The sequence below is a fragment of the Lelliottia sp. RD5 genome, assembly GCF_056032945.1.
This window is the reverse complement of the sequence record NZ_JBVYHQ010000006.1, coordinates 1-14,699: the sequence shown is the minus strand read 5'-3', so window position 1 is coordinate 14,699 and position 14,699 is coordinate 1. Positions and strand designations below refer to the sequence as shown.

The following is a 14,699-nucleotide window of genomic DNA, read 5'->3' as shown; positions in this document are numbered from 1 at the left end:
CAGACCTTTTCATGTCAATAAACGGGAATAAATTATGACAACTCCTGCCCGGAGTCGCTCTGCTGAACGGCTCGTCGATATTCTTATGGAGCTGCATATAAACGGTGTTGTTCACCGCAGCGACCTGATGCAAAAATTTAAAATTACCGAACGAACGGTATATCGCGACCTGAATGCGCTCTCTCCAATTGTCCAGCACGCCGGTAACGGTCAATATCGTTTGATTCACGCCACGCCAAGTTCTCGCGGCCAGGGGTTGCACAACGCCGTGGCTAACCTTCTGAATGCGGATAGTTTTTTTCCCGACAGAGGAGCGACGTTCTGGCAGAACCTGGAAACGCGCGTGGAAGAGAACCATATTCTCATCCTCAACAATGATGCCGAACATACGGTACAAAAGGATATTCGCCTCTATCTGACGGCTATCGAGAAATCGATTAAAAACCGCAATGTTTGCCAGATGACATATAAAGACAAAACGCGATTGGTAAATCCCTACAAATTAATTAACAAAAAAAATATATGGTATTTACAAGCCACCGAAAATGGCAGGTTAAAATCATTTTCGTTGAGCCAAATAAGCTGGTTTGATATTCAGAAAGAGAGTTTTATTCTGGATCCGGACACGCAGGAATTACTGGAAAGAAATCTCGACCCCTGGGTCAGTGAAGAGACTTTCGAGGTGAAAATATTTACCAATAAGAATATCTCCCACTACTTTAAGCGCCGCGATCTGCTGCCTGAGCAAGAAATTGTGGCGGAAAGCCATGACGGGATCACTATCCACTGCCAGGCGGCGCATGAGAACCAGATCCTGCCGCTGATCTTCTACTGGCTGCCCAATATTCAGGTCTTAGAGCCTGAGTGGCTGCGGGTGAAGCTCTTCGAGACGCTCGACGGTTACCTGTCGACCGCCCACGCTGAATCACTGGAAGAAACACTGTGATCTCAATCACATAATACTGACCACTGGCGGCGAGACTTAACCACTCGCCCCTCGCTTTGACCGCTTAACGCCCGCAAACAACCACTCACCGATTTACCGTCCTTTACACGCGCGCAGATCTGGCAAGATCGTCTCAGCATTAATCAATACGTCCTCACAACGAACTCTGACCCCTTTTTACCGTTAAAAAACCAGGTCTAACTATGGATACTAAAAAACTTCTCAAGCACGTACCCTGGGCACTCCTCGGGATCCTCGGTGCGTTCTGTTTGGCCGTTGTTGCATTACGTCGGGGCGAACACGTCAGTGCCCTGTGGATCGTAGTTGCATCGGTCTCTGTCTATCTGGTCGCGTACCGCTATTACAGCTTGTACATCGCGCAAAAGGTCATGAAGCTTGACCCGACGCGTGCCACACCGGCAGTCATTAACAATGACGGCCTGAACTACGTTCCCACCAACCGCTATGTGCTGTTTGGTCACCACTTTGCCGCGATTGCCGGTGCGGGCCCGTTAGTCGGGCCGGTGCTTGCCGCGCAGATGGGTTACTTGCCAGGCACGTTATGGCTGCTCGCAGGCGTTGTGCTGGCGGGTGCGGTGCAGGACTTCATGGTGCTGTTCATCTCGACGCGCCGTAACGGTGCTTCTCTGGGTGAAATGATCAAAGAAGAGATGGGCCGCGTACCGGGCACCATTGCCCTGTTCGGCTGCTTCCTCATCATGATCATCATCCTCGCAGTGCTGGCGTTGATCGTCGTGAAAGCGCTGGCGGAAAGCCCATGGGGCGTCTTCACCGTCTGTTCAACCGTACCGATTGCGCTGTTCATGGGTATCTACATGCGCTTCCTACGCCCAGGGCGTGTCGGCGAAGTGTCGGTCATTGGGATTGTCCTGCTGGTCGCCTCCATTTACTTCGGCGGTATTATTGCGCACGACCCGTACTGGGGCCCGGCGCTGACCTTTAAAGACACCACCATTACCTTTGCCCTGATTGGCTACGCTTTTATCTCCGCGCTGCTGCCGGTCTGGCTGATTCTGGCACCGCGCGATTACCTCGCGACGTTCCTGAAAATCGGCGTGATCGTGGGCCTTGCGATTGGCATCGTGATCATCAACCCGGAACTGAAAATGCCTGCGGTCACGCAGTACATCGACGGCACCGGCCCGCTGTGGAAAGGCGCGATGTTCCCGTTCCTGTTCATTACCATCGCCTGCGGTGCGGTGTCTGGTTTCCACGCGCTGATCGCTTCCGGCACCACGCCGAAGCTGATGGCCAACGAAACCGACGCACGCTTCATTGGTTATGGCGCGATGCTGATGGAATCCTTCGTGGCGATCATGGCGCTGGTGGCAGCGTCTATCATCGAACCGGGTCTGTATTTCGCGATGAACACGCCGCCAGCGGGCCTCGGCATCACCATGCCAAACCTGCATGAGATGGGCGGTGACAACGCCGCGCTGATCATGGCGCAGTTGAAAGACGTTAGCGCCCACGCGGCGGCGACCGTCAGCTCCTGGGGCTTTGTGATCTCGCCTGAGCAGATCATGCAGACCGCGAAAGACATCGGTGAACCGTCCATCCTGAACCGCGCCGGTGGCGCACCTACGCTTGCCGTCGGTATCGCACACGTGTTCCACAAAGTGCTGCCGTGGGCGGATATGGGCTTCTGGTATCACTTCGGGATCCTGTTTGAAGCGCTGTTCATCCTGACCGCGCTGGACGCCGGTACCCGTGCGGGCCGCTTTATGCTGCAAGACTTACTCGGTAACTTCGTGCCGTTCCTGAAGAAAACCGACTCTCTGGTCGCCGGCGTTATGGGTACAGCAGGCTGCGTAGGCTTGTGGGGTTACCTGCTGTATCAAGGTGTTGTGGATCCGCTGGGCGGCGTGAAGAGCCTGTGGCCACTGTTCGGCATCTCTAACCAGATGCTGGCGGCAGTTGCCCTGGTGCTCGGCACGGTTGTTCTGGTGAAAATGAAACGCACCAAATACATCTGGGTGACCGTGGTTCCGGCGATGTGGCTGCTGCTTTGCACCACCTGGGCGCTGGGTCTGAAACTGTTCAGCACCAACCCACAGCTGGAAGGCTTCCTGTATATGGCTAACCAGTACAAAGAGAAAATCGCGGCGGGCAGCGGTGACCTCACGGCTCAACAGATTGCCAACATGAATCATATCGTGGTGAACAACTACACCAACGCCGGTCTGAGCATTCTGTTCCTGGTCGTGGTTTACAGCATCATCTTCTACGGCATCAAAACCTGGATGAAAGTGCGTAACGCTGACGGCCGTACGGATAAAGAAACCCCGTACGTTCCGGTGCCAGAAGGTGGCGTGAAAACCTCTTCACACCACTGATCCGCCATCCTCCCCTCTTCTTTTTGGAGAGGGTTGGGGTAAGGGGAAACATCGCCCGGCAGCCCCTGCCGGGCTTTTTCTATCTGGAAGGTGCAATGTTTGGTAACTTAGGCGAAGCAAAAAAATACCTCGGTCAGGCAGCAAAAATGCTGATTGGCATTCCGGACTATGACAACTACGTTGAACATATGAAGACCAACCATCCGGATAAGCCGTACATGACCTATAACGAATTCTTCCGCGAGCGTCAGGAAGCGCGCTACGGCGGAAGTGGAGAAGGCGGCGTACGCTGCTGCTAAAGGAGACACCATGACACCGATTGCCGTTACCCTCCTCACCGGTTTTCTGGGCGCGGGTAAAACCACCCTGCTGCGCCATATCCTGAACGAACAGCACGGTTTTAAAATCGCCGTCATCGAAAACGAATTTGGCGAAGTCTCCGTTGACGATCAGTTGATTGGCGATCGCGCCACCCAAATTAAAACCCTGACCAACGGCTGTATCTGCTGCACCCGCTCAAGCGAGCTGGAAGACGCGCTGCTCGATCTGCTCGACAGCCGAGATCGCGGCGACATTGAGTTCGACCGCCTGGTGATCGAATGCACCGGCATGGCCGATCCTGGCCCGATTATCCAGACCTTTTTCTCTCACGACATCCTCTGCCAACGCTATCTGCTGGACGGCGTGATCGCCCTGGTTGATGCGGCCCACGCCGACGATCAGATGAACCAGTTCACTATCGCGCAGTCGCAGGTGGGTTATGCCGATCGCATTCTGCTGACCAAAACCGACGTCGCGGGCGACAGCGAAAAGCTGCGCGAACGTCTGACCCGTATCAATGCCCGCGCGCCGATTTACACCGTGACGCACGGCGATATCGATCTGGCTCAACTGTTCAACACCAACGGCTTTATGCTGGAAGAGAACGTCACGTCGAAGCCGCGTTTTCATTTTATCGGTGACAAGCAAAACGACGTGTCATCGATAGTGGTCGAGCTGGATTATCCGGTAGATATCAGCGACGTGTCGCGCGTAATGGAAAACCTGCTGCTGTCATTTGCCGACAAACTGCTGCGCTACAAAGGGATGCTGTGGATTGACGGCGAACCAAACCGCCTGCTGTTCCAGGGCGTGCAGCGCCTCTACAGCGCCGACTGGGACCGCCCGTGGGGCGATGAAACGCCGCACAGCACAATGGTCTTTATCGGGATTCAACTGCCGGAAGATGAAATCCGCGCAGCGTTTGCAGGCTTACGCCACTGACATTGACGCTGTCTATCACGGCATTTTCGGCCAAAGGTTTCAAACCCTGATAGCGGGTTGTGGTCGCGTTTATCTTTATGCTCCACAAAAAAACGGGCGACATCTCTGTCGCCCGCGGTATCACCACACTGAGAGATTATTGGCGAACCACCACCAGCTTCTGGTTCACAAACTCTTTGATTCCCAGATCTGACAGCTCGCGTCCGTAGCCGGAGCGCTTCACGCCGCCAAACGGCAGCTCGGCGGCGGTATCCGTCAGCCAGTTGATGTACACCATCCCGGTTTCAATCCGCGACGCCATTTTCTTCGCGCGTTCAATATCACGGCTAAACACCGCGCCGCCCAGCCCATAGTGTGAATCATTCGCCAGGCTGACCGCCTCGTCGTCATTTTTCACAACATAAACCTGCGCGACAGGACCGAAGAACTCTTCGAAATAGGCCGGGTTATCACGAGAAATATGGGTCAGGATCGTCGGCTCGAAGAAATTACCTTCACGCTGCACAGGTTTGCCACCAAAGTGTAGCTTCGCCCCATTTTTCACCGCCTCGTTCACCTGTTTGGTGAGCGTCTCCAGCGCATCTTTCGATGACAGCGGCCCCAGCGTGGTGCTTTCGTCAAACTGATCGCCCACTTTCACCTTTTTGAACGCATCGGTGAATTTCGCGAGGAATTGATCGGCGATTTTTTCGTGAAGAATAAAACGCTTCGCAGCGGTACACACCTGGCCTGCGTTGGCGAGTCGGGCATTGACGCCGATCTCCACCGCTTTTTCCAGATCGGCATCGTCCAGCACCACGAACACGTCGTTACCGCCCAGCTCGAGCGTTGATTTTTTGATGTGCTTCGCCGCCTGTGCCGCCACCACGCTCCCGGCCTTTTCAGACCCCGTCAGGGCCGCACCCTGGACGCGCGGATCGGCGATAATAGTTGCGACCTGATCCGACAAGATAAACAGATTGGTCCACGCCCCTTCCGGCGCACCCGCTTCGCGCACCAGATGCTCAAAGGCCTCAGCACAATGCGGTACGATACTGGCGTGTTTCGCGATCACCGGATTCCCCGCTGCAAGGTTGGGTGCCAGAACGCGCATCAGCTGATAGAACGGGAAATTCCACGGCTCAACGGCCATCACTACGCCGATGGGATGATGTTCCACCCACGCATCGCCGAGTTCTGTTTTATAGGTCACCGGAGCCAGAAACTGCTTCGCATTATCCGCGTAATAACGCGCGATTTGCGCACAGAGCTTCACCTCGCCACGGCTTTGCTCAATGAGTTTCCCCATCTCCTGGCTGGCAATTTTAGCCAGCTCTTCCGTGCGGCTGTCGATCAGATCGGCCAATTTATGCAGCACGGGAAGCCGCTGGGAAATATCCCCTTTCGCCCATTCGGAATGGTACAGCGCATCGGCGGTTTTTAGCGCCGCTTCAACATCAGCGTCGGTATGAGAGGGATACGCTTTGATAAGCTGGTTGTTAGCAGGATTCACTGTTTGATAAGCCATTTGGGTCTCCTTAATTTACCGCTCAGGGGATTAAGGGTAGTCAAGATGACTGGCTTTTGACGTAAAGTTGGGTATATCCAGAGGTTTCTGATAATGGTCTGGATAACGTTTTTTGCACTTTCCCCACGCTCCGCTCTATCCTTAACCCATGGAAAAATTAGCTGAACTTAAACGCGCTAAGCTGCTGGCGCTGTCGCTGCTGCTGATTGCAGTGGCCACTTTTATTGTCACCCTCTTTCTGCCGCAGACCTTCTGGGTGCGGGGCGTGAAATCCATTGCCGAGGCGGCGATGGTCGGCGCGCTGGCGGACTGGTTTGCGGTGGTTGCGCTGTTTCGTCGCGTGCCGATCCCGTTTATTTCGCGTCATACGGCGATTATCCCGCGCAATAAAGACCGGATTGGCGACAATCTCGGCTTGTTCGTGCAGGAAAAATTTCTGGATACGCAATCATTAGTGGCGCTAATCCGCCGCTACGAACCGGCACAAATGATCGGCAACTGGTTTAGCCAGCCGGACAACGCCCAGCGGGTCGGACAGCATTTAATCCAGGTGATGAGCGGGTTTCTGGAACTCACCGACGACGGACGCATTCAGCGCTTGCTGAAACGCGCGGTGCACAAAGCTATCGATAAAGTCGATTTTACCCAAACCAGCGCGGTGATGCTGGAAAGCATGACCAAAAACAACCGTCACCAGATTTTGCTGGATGCCATCATTTCCAAATTGATTACGCTGATTCAAAAGGAGAGTTCACGCGAATTTATTGCCACGCAAATCGTCCACTGGCTGAAGACGGAACATCCGCGCAAGTCGAAAATGCTGCCAACCGAGTGGCTGGGCGATCAGAGCGCCGAGCTGGTATCGGACGCGGTCAATTCGATTCTTGACGATATCAGCCATGACCGCACCCATCAGATCCGCCAGGCGTTTGACCGCGCCACGCTGAAACTTATCGACAACCTGAAGAACGATCCGGAAATGGCGGCCAAAGGCGAGAACATCAAACACTATCTGAAAAATGACGAGGCGTTTAACCGTTATCTGGGCGAGATGTGGGCCGATCTGCGTGCCTGGCTGAAAGCCGATATGCAAAGCGATGACTCCCGCGTGAAGCAGCGTATCGCTAACGCCGGAAAGTGGTTTGGCGAAACGCTGGTCGCTGACGCCAGCCTGCGCGCCTCTCTGAACGAGCATCTGGAGCAGGCCGCGCATCGCGTGGCGCCGGATTTTGCGACGTTTCTGACGCGCCACATCAGCGACACCGTAAAAAGCTGGGATGCCAAAGACATGTCGCGCCAGATTGAGCTGAATATCGGTAAAGACCTGCAGTTTATCCGCGTCAACGGCACGCTGGTGGGCGGCACCATCGGCCTGATTCTGTTCTTGCTGTCGCAGTTGCCCACCGTGCTGTCACACTACGCGTCTTTTGGTGGCTCGATAACGTAACGCGTCGGTTCAAAACAGTTCAGAATCAGATGCACCAGGAACACCAGCGTCAGCGTGGCCACCAGCGCCACGGTGACGGACACGATGCGGTACAAATCGCTAAACACCAGATCGCCATCCGGATGCATATTCTGACCAAACATAATGCCGATGGTGGTGATACTGGCAAATCCCACGCCAGCGCCGACTTTTTCCATCACGTGCAGACGCGCGCCAAATGCCAGCCCAAGGCCGATCAGCGGCATCATGAGCACCATATGGCTGGTGTGATCGTAGAGCAGCAGCTGCATCACCAGAATGTACAAGCAGCCCAGCACCACGCCGACTACGCGCCAGAGCGAGCTCATCACCGCGCCGCGATAGTGCATTGGGAATAAAATCAACACACCTGCCATCAGCGCCGACAGGGAATCACTTAGATCGCTTATCTGAAAAACGACGAAAATTAGCGTGGCGACCGTTCCGGAAAGCAAGGATTCGTGGCGCACGCGGGCGGCGTTTTTCTCGATCAGTGGCGGCGGCTTGCGCGGCTCAACGTCCGGCAGCAAATAGTGCATCAGCGCGCTCAGACACACCGCCATCACGCTGGCTTCGATATTTGAAAACAACAAGGTGTGCCAGTTGGTGCTGGGATAACTCATAAAGTTCAGCATCACGCTCTGACACACCACGCCCATCGAGCCAAACAGAAACAGCGGCCCCTGGCTCATAAAGCGAAAACGCATGACGTACAGAGCAAATACCACAAGCGTCATGATTACCGGCCATTGCGACAAATAGCCGATGATAATCACCATTTCGATACAGTTTATCGACGCGCTGAAAACAAATTGTTTTGCGACATGACGATTAAACACCGGCACTAGCGACAGCAGCATGATCGGATATACCACGAAAAACACGCCGTAGGTGGTGTTGTAAAAGCTCGAAATGCTCAGGGCAATCATGCCAGCAAAAACGATGCGCAACGTCTGGCGAAAATCATTGGCCGTATAGACAATATTGCCGTGCGGGGTAAACACCCGCGCAAGAGTGTTAATAGACATGATCAATAAACATAATGCAGCAGGCTGACGAGATGAATTTGCAGCCCCGAGAAGAAGCGTGCGAACGGCCCTTCGCTGTTATACAGCTGCACGGTAGCGCGAGCGCCGGTCGGCAGATGTTTTGGCAGCGCTTCGTCCAGCGCGATGTGAATGCGCATACGCTGCGCGTCGCGTACCCAGCGATTAGAGGTTTCCGGCGCAGACAGCTCGCCGTTTACCGCCTCCTGCCCCGCCAGGATCCCGGCATCGCTGCTGGAAACATGTGCGCGGAAAACGCGGCCCGGGAACGCATCAAATACCACGGCGGCGTCGGTCCCCTGATGCGTATGACGTAAACTTTTCTCGCGAAAATCGGCCACGATATCGGTCTGATTGTTCACCAGCGCCAGCGCGGCGGAGCCGGACGACGCGTAAAAGCCGGGACTTAGCTGAACGTTACTCACCGTGCCATCGGCCTGGGCGTAGACTTTCGTCCAGCTCAGATTCAGCTCGGCCTCTTCCAGCGCATTGCGGTATTTTTGCAGCGTCACGTTACGCTTTTCATCCCGCTCGCCGCGCTCAATGCGCAGGTTATGGATGTTGGCGTCCAGATTCGCGACCGACTGCTCGCTGCTCTGCCAGGCGGTGCGAACGTTATCCAGATCCGCCTGCGACACGTTTTGCAGGGCGCTCAGTTTTTGATAACGCTCAAACGTGACTTTATCGTTACGCGCGGTGAGCTGCGCGGTTTTCAAGCTCGCCTGGGCGGCGACAATCTGGGCATCCAGCTGTTGGTTAGCGAGCCGCGCCTGCTCAAGCGCGATTTGTGCGGCTTCGACTTTATTGCGAAACGGCGTGGGATCGAGTTCAAAGAGCACATCGCCCCTTTTCACCTGACTGTTATTGTGAACATGGACCGCCGCCACGTAGCCAGAAACGCGCGCAGAAACCGGCGTCACCACGCGCATCACGGTGGAGTCCGGCGTCAGCGGGATCCAGATATCGGCAACGATAAAGTAGACAAACATCAGCAGGAAAGAGGCAATACTCACCCTTACCCAACGGGCAAACTTTTGTTCAGGAGTCATTTTTAGATCTTGTTATCTTCTTCGCGGATTGTCCGCAAATTGCAGGCGATTTGATTTAATGTTGCGCTGAAAATGTCGAGATGTTCAGGCGCAATATTTTGCGATACGCGAGTCTGAAATTCCTCAATCACACGCGTGAGGGTTTTCAGCACCGCTTTGCCTTCCGGCGTGAGTGTCAGCAGCCGGATGCGCTTGTCATAAGGCGATGTGGTGCGCAGCAGATAGCCCTGCTTTTCCAGCTGTGTAAGCGTGCGCATCAGCGGCGGCAGTTCGATACCCTGCACTTCCGCCAGCTCGCTCACCGATACGTTTTCCCCCAACTGCTCAAGCTGCATCATCACCGTCCAGCTCGACTGAGTTAACCCCGTATCGAGAATGGCGTCGTCAATCACCGCGCGCCACTGACGCACAATCATGGCCATCCGCATACCCATCGGCCTGCGGCAGAACAGATCTTCTTCGCTCATGGGAAATCCTCTCATCACTCGCGGACAAGATAATAGTTATCAGGGTAAGTATCAAGAAACGAAGGGCGAAAGAGCAGGAATTGTGAAAGAGGCGAGAGAGGTGGGCGCGGTTCGCCCTCTCTATGAGGAAAGGGCGATTATCACTAATTGTGCGGACAAGATTTACATAATACCGACTTATTCCAGATTCGCTTTATTCAGTCCATACGCCACATCCATCGCGCCCGGCTCCATGCGCGAAGTGATGCCCAAACGGTTCCAGGCGTTGATCGCCACGATGGCAAAGTTCAGCTCGGAAATCTCAGTATCCGAGAAATGCTCTGACACGCTCCGGTATAACTCATCGCTCACCCCTTCCGGGGTAATTTGCGTCAGCGCTTCGGTGAACGCCAGCGCGGCTTTTTCACGGGCGCTGAACAGCGGCGATTCGCGCCAGACCGTCAGGTGATAAAGACGCAATTCACGTTCACCGGCAATTTTCGCCTCTTTACTGTGCATATCCAGACAGAAAGTACAGCCGTTGAGCTGGGAAACGCGGATGTCGATCAGGTGCTTGAGCGCGGGATCGATGGACGTTTTGCCGATCGCCATGCTCAGGTCGGACAGCGCTTTAGCAAGTGCGGGAGTGGCTTTGTGGTGATTGACGCGAGTGCTCATGGTCTTTCCTCTTTTTTGTGCGGCATGTGTCATGCGATGGAGCAAATTTACGCCGTTAATGGCATAGTAAAAAGATACAAAATCCATAAAAATAGGTAGGACATGAAATCAGGCTATCACGATATTTACACCCGCTATCGCGACAACATTGCGCGTGGCGTGCTGAAGCCTGGCGATAAAGTGCCTGCCATTCGCGTGCTGGCCGAAGAGCTAAAAGTCGCGCGTAAAACGGTCGAAACGGCCTACGCCATTTTAATTGGTGAAGGCTATCTGGTGAGTCAGGGCGCGCGCGGGACGCGGGTCAATCCGGATCTTAATCTCCCTGCCAGCCAGAACGCCCCTCTTGATCAAACAACCGGAAAACTGCCCGAATCACTGATAAGCCAGCGTGAACGCACCGGTTTTCTGCGTCCCGGCATTCCGGCGCTGGACTGTTTTCCGTATAAGAAATGGCTGCTGCTGGCAGGTCAGGCGACGCGCTCGATGCGCCAGGAAGAGATGCTCAGCCCGCCCGTCATGGGCTGGTATCCGCTGCGTCAGGCAATCGCCAGCTACCTGAATATTTCGCGGGGTTTATCCTGTACGGCTGAGCAAGTGCTGATAACCAGCGGTTACAGCGGCAGTCTGCGTCTGATTCTGGATACGCTTGCCAGCCGTAGCGATAAGGTGGTGTTTGAAGATCCGGGCTATTTTATGGGTCAGCAACTGCTTAAACGTCTCGTTCCCCGCCTGCACACCGTGCCGGTAGATCGTTCTGGAATGGATACTGATTATCTGCTGCGCCACCATCGCGACGCACGGTTTGCCATCGTCACGCCTTCGCACCAAAGTCCTCTGGCGGTCACCCTTTCTCTTCCACGCAAGCAGCAGTTGCTCGACTGGGCGAGTCAGAATGACGCGTGGATTATAGAGGATGATTACGACGGCGAATTCCACTACACCCGCAAGGTGCTGCCATCATTGAAAAGTCTGGATCGCCACGATCGGGTGATTTTTATGGGGACGTTTAGCAAAACCGTGATGCCATCATTGCGCATGGGCTACCTGGTAATGCCCGTCAGCACGGTCGCGGCGTTTACCGATTGCGCGGATATCGTCACCAGCGGTCAGCCAGTGTTGACGCAAAAGATCCTCGCGGCTTTTCTCGGCGATGGGCACTTTTTCCGCCATCTCAAAAAGATGCGCGCGCTGTATCAGCAGCGGCGCGACTGGATGATCGCCGCGCTCCATGACGTGTACGGCGCGCGGTTTTTCACTGAGCAAAACGATGGCGGCATGCACATTGTCGCCTTTTTAACCAAAGGCAGTGACGATCGCGAAGTCGCGCGTATCTGGCAGCAGCATCAGCTTCAGGTCAATGCGTTATCCGAATGGTATCGCAGCTCCGGTAAACGTTATGGCCTGGTGATGGGCTATAACAATGTGCGCAGCTATGAAGAAGCGTTAATCCTTTTACGCAAACCGTTAGCTGAAACATTGCGCCTGTTAGAATGAACGCATCTACCCGGGAAATATTTGTAGGTGTGCGAGACCGTACATCTCTTTATACTCTGCGCTCTTTTGTCGATATCGACTTTATTATAAGGACAATAAAATGAAATCAATCCTGGGATTTGATTACCTGCTCACACCGCGCGTATTAGTCTTTTTCTACTGGATCGCCATGCTGTTTATTCTGATTGGCGGCCTGTACTCCATGTTTACCGAACATCTGTTCACCGGCTTTTTCGGCATGATCTTCAGCCTCATTGGCTGTCGCGTGATGTTTGAATTAATTATGGTGGCATTTAAAAATAACGAATATCTGCGCCGCATTGCGGATAACACCAGCAAAACACCTGCAGAATAATATTCAGGCATTTATCTGCCACCGTGCAGATAAATGCCGTTTCCACTCTTTCACGCGTCATAACGGGTTAATCCGACATCCCGCAGCTGTTCGTCACTCATTGCCTGCAAAATACGCCGCGTTTGTTCGCGGTGACGCCATCTTTTAAATGCCCGCCAGATTAAAACGAAGCCAAAAAACGGGCGAGCTGAACGATTTTCGTTAAATTCCATGATGATTTCCTCACGTTGCCAGAGGCCTTATCATCAACGAAACACCCGCCTGCAATACAGATTCAAAAAAAACTTTTCTTTAACATACAGATCCGCTAAAACAGTATCTGAATGCCGTTTTCTGCGGCCATCTGTACTGGTTTGATAATCTGTATGGCAAAAACAAAGGATACAGCATGACGCGCTACCAACATCTGGCCAATCTCCTGGCGGAACGTATTGAACAAGGGCTGTATCGTAACGGCGAGCGTTTACCATCGGTGCGCGCATTGAGCCAGGAACACGGCGTCAGTATAAGTACCATTCAGCAGGCCTATCAGATTCTGGAAAATCTCCAGCTCATTACCCCGCAGCCGCGATCAGGCTATTTTGTCTCACAACGCAAAGCCCAGCCCCCCGTGCCCGCCATGACGCGCCCGGTACAGCGTCCAGTCGATGTAACCCAGTGGGATGAAGTGATGATGCTGCTGGATGCACGTGGCGATCGCGAGATGATCTCTTTTGGCGGCGGTTCGCCGGATCTTACCCAGCCGAGCCTGAAACCACTGTGGCGCGAGATGAGCCGGATTGCACAACATAATCCCTGCGAAATGCTGAGCTACGACATGCTGGAAGGACGACAGGAGCTACGCGAGCAAATCGCACGCCTGATGCTCGACGGCGGTTCGACCGTTTCGGCGGATGAAATTGTCATCACTAACGGTTGTCACGGTGCGCTGTCGATCGCGCTGCTTTCTGTCTGTAAGCCGGGCGATATCGTGGCGGTGGAGTCGCCGTCATTCCACGGCACCATGCAGATGCTACGCGGGTTTGATATCAAAGCCATTGAAATCCCGACCGATCCGCAAACCGGGATCAGCATTGAAGCCCTGGAACTGGCGCTGGAGCAGTGGCCGATTAAAGCGGTGATTCTGGTGCCTAACTGCAACAATCCGCTCGGTTTTATCATGCCGGAAGCGCGCAAACGGCAGGTTCTGGCACTGGCGCAGCGCCACGATATCGTGATTGTCGAAGACGATATCTATGGCGAGCTGGCGGCGGAATATCCGCGTCCGCGCACGATTCACTCTTTCGATATCGACGGCCGCGTGATCCTGTGCAGCTCGTTTACCAAAACTGTTGCGCCTGGGCTGCGCGTGGGCTGGATTGTGCCCGGCCGCTATTATGACCGGGTGATGCACATGAAATATGCGGCGGGCGGGTTTAACGTTCCGGCGACGCAAATGGCGGTCGCCGCGTTTATTCGCGATGGGCACTACCATCGTCATGTGCGGCGTATGCGCCAGATTTATCAGCAAAATATGGAAACATTCACCTGTTGGGTGCGCCAGTATTTTCCGGCGGAGATCTGCGTGACGCGCCCACAAGGGAGTTTTTTACTGTGGGTGGAATTACCGGAACAGGTGGATATGGTCTGCGTCAGCAAACAGCTGTGCGCGCTGAAAATACAGGCCGCCGCGGGATCGCTGTTCTCCGCCTCAGGTAAATATCGCAACTGCCTGCGCATCAACGTTGCTCTGCCGGCAAACGAGAAAAACCGCGAGGCGCTGAAGAAAATGGGCGAGGCGATACACATTGCGATGGAGGAGTAAAGATGTGGCCTGATACCTCAACCGTAGCGCTGGAGGCCGCAGTAATCTTCATTCTGAAGCAATGGAAATGGCTCATTTAACATAGAAAAATTACAGCGATGCTATGGTCCGGCTGTAAATCGTTGAGTCGTTGACCAAAGGCCGGGGCGACGCGCAGGGATGCGCGGAGAGGGCGTGACCTGCATGGATGCAGGATCGCGACCGACCCGAAAGCCGAAGGGAATAAGACGAAAGTACCGCGTAGCGGCGATTTTCTTGCCGGGAGCCGGGATTGTTAAGGGGGCGGCGA

Annotated in this window: 14 protein-coding genes and 1 pseudogene; 8 read left to right on the top strand and 7 right to left on the bottom strand. The window is 54.3% G+C overall.

The genetic code is table 11. From position 1 onward, the window contains the following. Window positions 1-34 precede the first annotated feature (34 nt). From AC0LWE_RS17220 to yjiA, 4 genes are all read left to right on the top strand, one after another. Window positions 35-946, top strand: a complete 912-nt coding sequence (locus AC0LWE_RS17220; protein WP_202668132.1) for a helix-turn-helix transcriptional regulator — start codon at window positions 35-37, stop codon at window positions 944-946. A gap of 203 nt (window positions 947-1,149) precedes the next feature. After that, on the top strand, window positions 1,150-3,303 hold the full coding sequence (locus tag AC0LWE_RS17215; RefSeq protein ID WP_131487330.1) for a carbon starvation CstA family protein: 2,154 nt from the start codon (window positions 1,150-1,152) through the stop codon (window positions 3,301-3,303). Between the two features lie 95 nt (window positions 3,304-3,398). Then, on the top strand, window positions 3,399-3,602 hold the full coding sequence (locus AC0LWE_RS17210) for a YbdD/YjiX family protein (protein WP_059180224.1): 204 nt from the start codon (window positions 3,399-3,401) through the stop codon (window positions 3,600-3,602). A 10-nt stretch (window positions 3,603-3,612) separates the two neighbouring features. Beyond that, window positions 3,613-4,566: a GTPase gene (gene yjiA, locus AC0LWE_RS17205; protein WP_219347087.1), complete on the top strand. Its 954-nt coding sequence runs from the start codon at window positions 3,613-3,615 to the stop codon at window positions 4,564-4,566. A 136-nt stretch (window positions 4,567-4,702) separates the two neighbouring features. On the opposite strand, the gene AC0LWE_RS17200 is transcribed toward yjiA, so the two are convergent. Continuing rightward, window positions 4,703-6,073: an NAD-dependent succinate-semialdehyde dehydrogenase gene (locus tag AC0LWE_RS17200; protein WP_219347088.1), complete on the bottom strand. Its 1,371-nt coding sequence runs from the start codon at window positions 6,071-6,073 to the stop codon at window positions 4,703-4,705. 148 nt (window positions 6,074-6,221) lie between these two features. Here AC0LWE_RS17200 and AC0LWE_RS17195 point away from each other — a divergent pair, with 148 nt between their 5' ends. Continuing rightward, window positions 6,222-7,520: a DUF445 domain-containing protein gene (locus tag AC0LWE_RS17195; RefSeq protein ID WP_202668129.1), complete on the top strand. Its 1,299-nt coding sequence runs from the start codon at window positions 6,222-6,224 to the stop codon at window positions 7,518-7,520. On the opposite strand, the gene AC0LWE_RS17190 is transcribed toward AC0LWE_RS17195, so the two are convergent. The 4 genes from AC0LWE_RS17190 to AC0LWE_RS17175 all read right to left on the bottom strand — a co-directional run bounded on the left by AC0LWE_RS17190 (window position 7,490) and on the right by AC0LWE_RS17175 (window position 10,757). Further along, complete coding sequence (locus AC0LWE_RS17190; RefSeq protein ID WP_174342635.1) at window positions 7,490-8,566, bottom strand: DUF2955 domain-containing protein; 1,077 nt, start codon at window positions 8,564-8,566, stop codon at window positions 7,490-7,492. The genes AC0LWE_RS17195 and AC0LWE_RS17190 overlap by 31 nt on opposite strands. A 2-nt stretch (window positions 8,567-8,568) precedes the next feature. Then, window positions 8,569-9,633, bottom strand: a complete 1,065-nt coding sequence (locus tag AC0LWE_RS17185) for an HlyD family secretion protein (RefSeq protein ID WP_216980522.1) — start codon at window positions 9,631-9,633, stop codon at window positions 8,569-8,571. A gap of 2 nt (window positions 9,634-9,635) precedes the next feature. Continuing rightward, window positions 9,636-10,100, bottom strand: coding sequence for a MarR family winged helix-turn-helix transcriptional regulator (locus tag AC0LWE_RS17180; RefSeq protein ID WP_059180230.1), 465 nt, complete (start codon window positions 10,098-10,100; stop codon window positions 9,636-9,638). A gap of 177 nt (window positions 10,101-10,277) precedes the next feature. Beyond that, window positions 10,278-10,757 carry a carboxymuconolactone decarboxylase family protein gene (locus AC0LWE_RS17175; protein WP_131487321.1) on the bottom strand — a complete coding sequence of 160 codons (480 nt, stop codon included), beginning with the start codon at window positions 10,755-10,757 and terminating at the stop codon, window positions 10,278-10,280. Window positions 10,758-10,859: 102 nt separating this feature from the next. Here AC0LWE_RS17175 and pdxR point away from each other — a divergent pair, with 102 nt between their 5' ends. Both pdxR and AC0LWE_RS17165 read left to right on the top strand, forming a co-directional pair. After that, window positions 10,860-12,251 (top strand): MocR-like pyridoxine biosynthesis transcription factor PdxR, encoded by a 1,392-nt coding sequence (pdxR, locus tag AC0LWE_RS17170; RefSeq protein WP_202668127.1) that lies wholly within the window; start codon window positions 10,860-10,862, stop codon window positions 12,249-12,251. 100 nt (window positions 12,252-12,351) lie between these two features. After that, window positions 12,352-12,606, top strand: coding sequence for a DUF4282 domain-containing protein (locus AC0LWE_RS17165; RefSeq protein WP_059180233.1), 255 nt, complete (start codon window positions 12,352-12,354; stop codon window positions 12,604-12,606). Window positions 12,607-12,656: 50 nt separating this feature from the next. Here AC0LWE_RS17165 and AC0LWE_RS17160 read toward each other — a convergent pair whose 3' ends face one another. Further along, window positions 12,657-12,818: a DUF1127 domain-containing protein gene (locus tag AC0LWE_RS17160; RefSeq protein ID WP_202668126.1), complete on the bottom strand. Its 162-nt coding sequence runs from the start codon at window positions 12,816-12,818 to the stop codon at window positions 12,657-12,659. A 176-nt stretch (window positions 12,819-12,994) separates the two neighbouring features. Here AC0LWE_RS17160 and AC0LWE_RS17155 point away from each other — a divergent pair, with 176 nt between their 5' ends. Next, on the top strand, window positions 12,995-14,410 hold the full coding sequence (locus tag AC0LWE_RS17155; RefSeq protein ID WP_131487319.1) for an aminotransferase-like domain-containing protein: 1,416 nt from the start codon (window positions 12,995-12,997) through the stop codon (window positions 14,408-14,410). 101 nt (window positions 14,411-14,511) lie between these two features. Here AC0LWE_RS17155 and AC0LWE_RS17150 read toward each other — a convergent pair. Continuing rightward, window positions 14,512-14,699 (bottom strand): annotated as a pseudogene (locus AC0LWE_RS17150) (hypothetical protein); the annotation flags it as partial.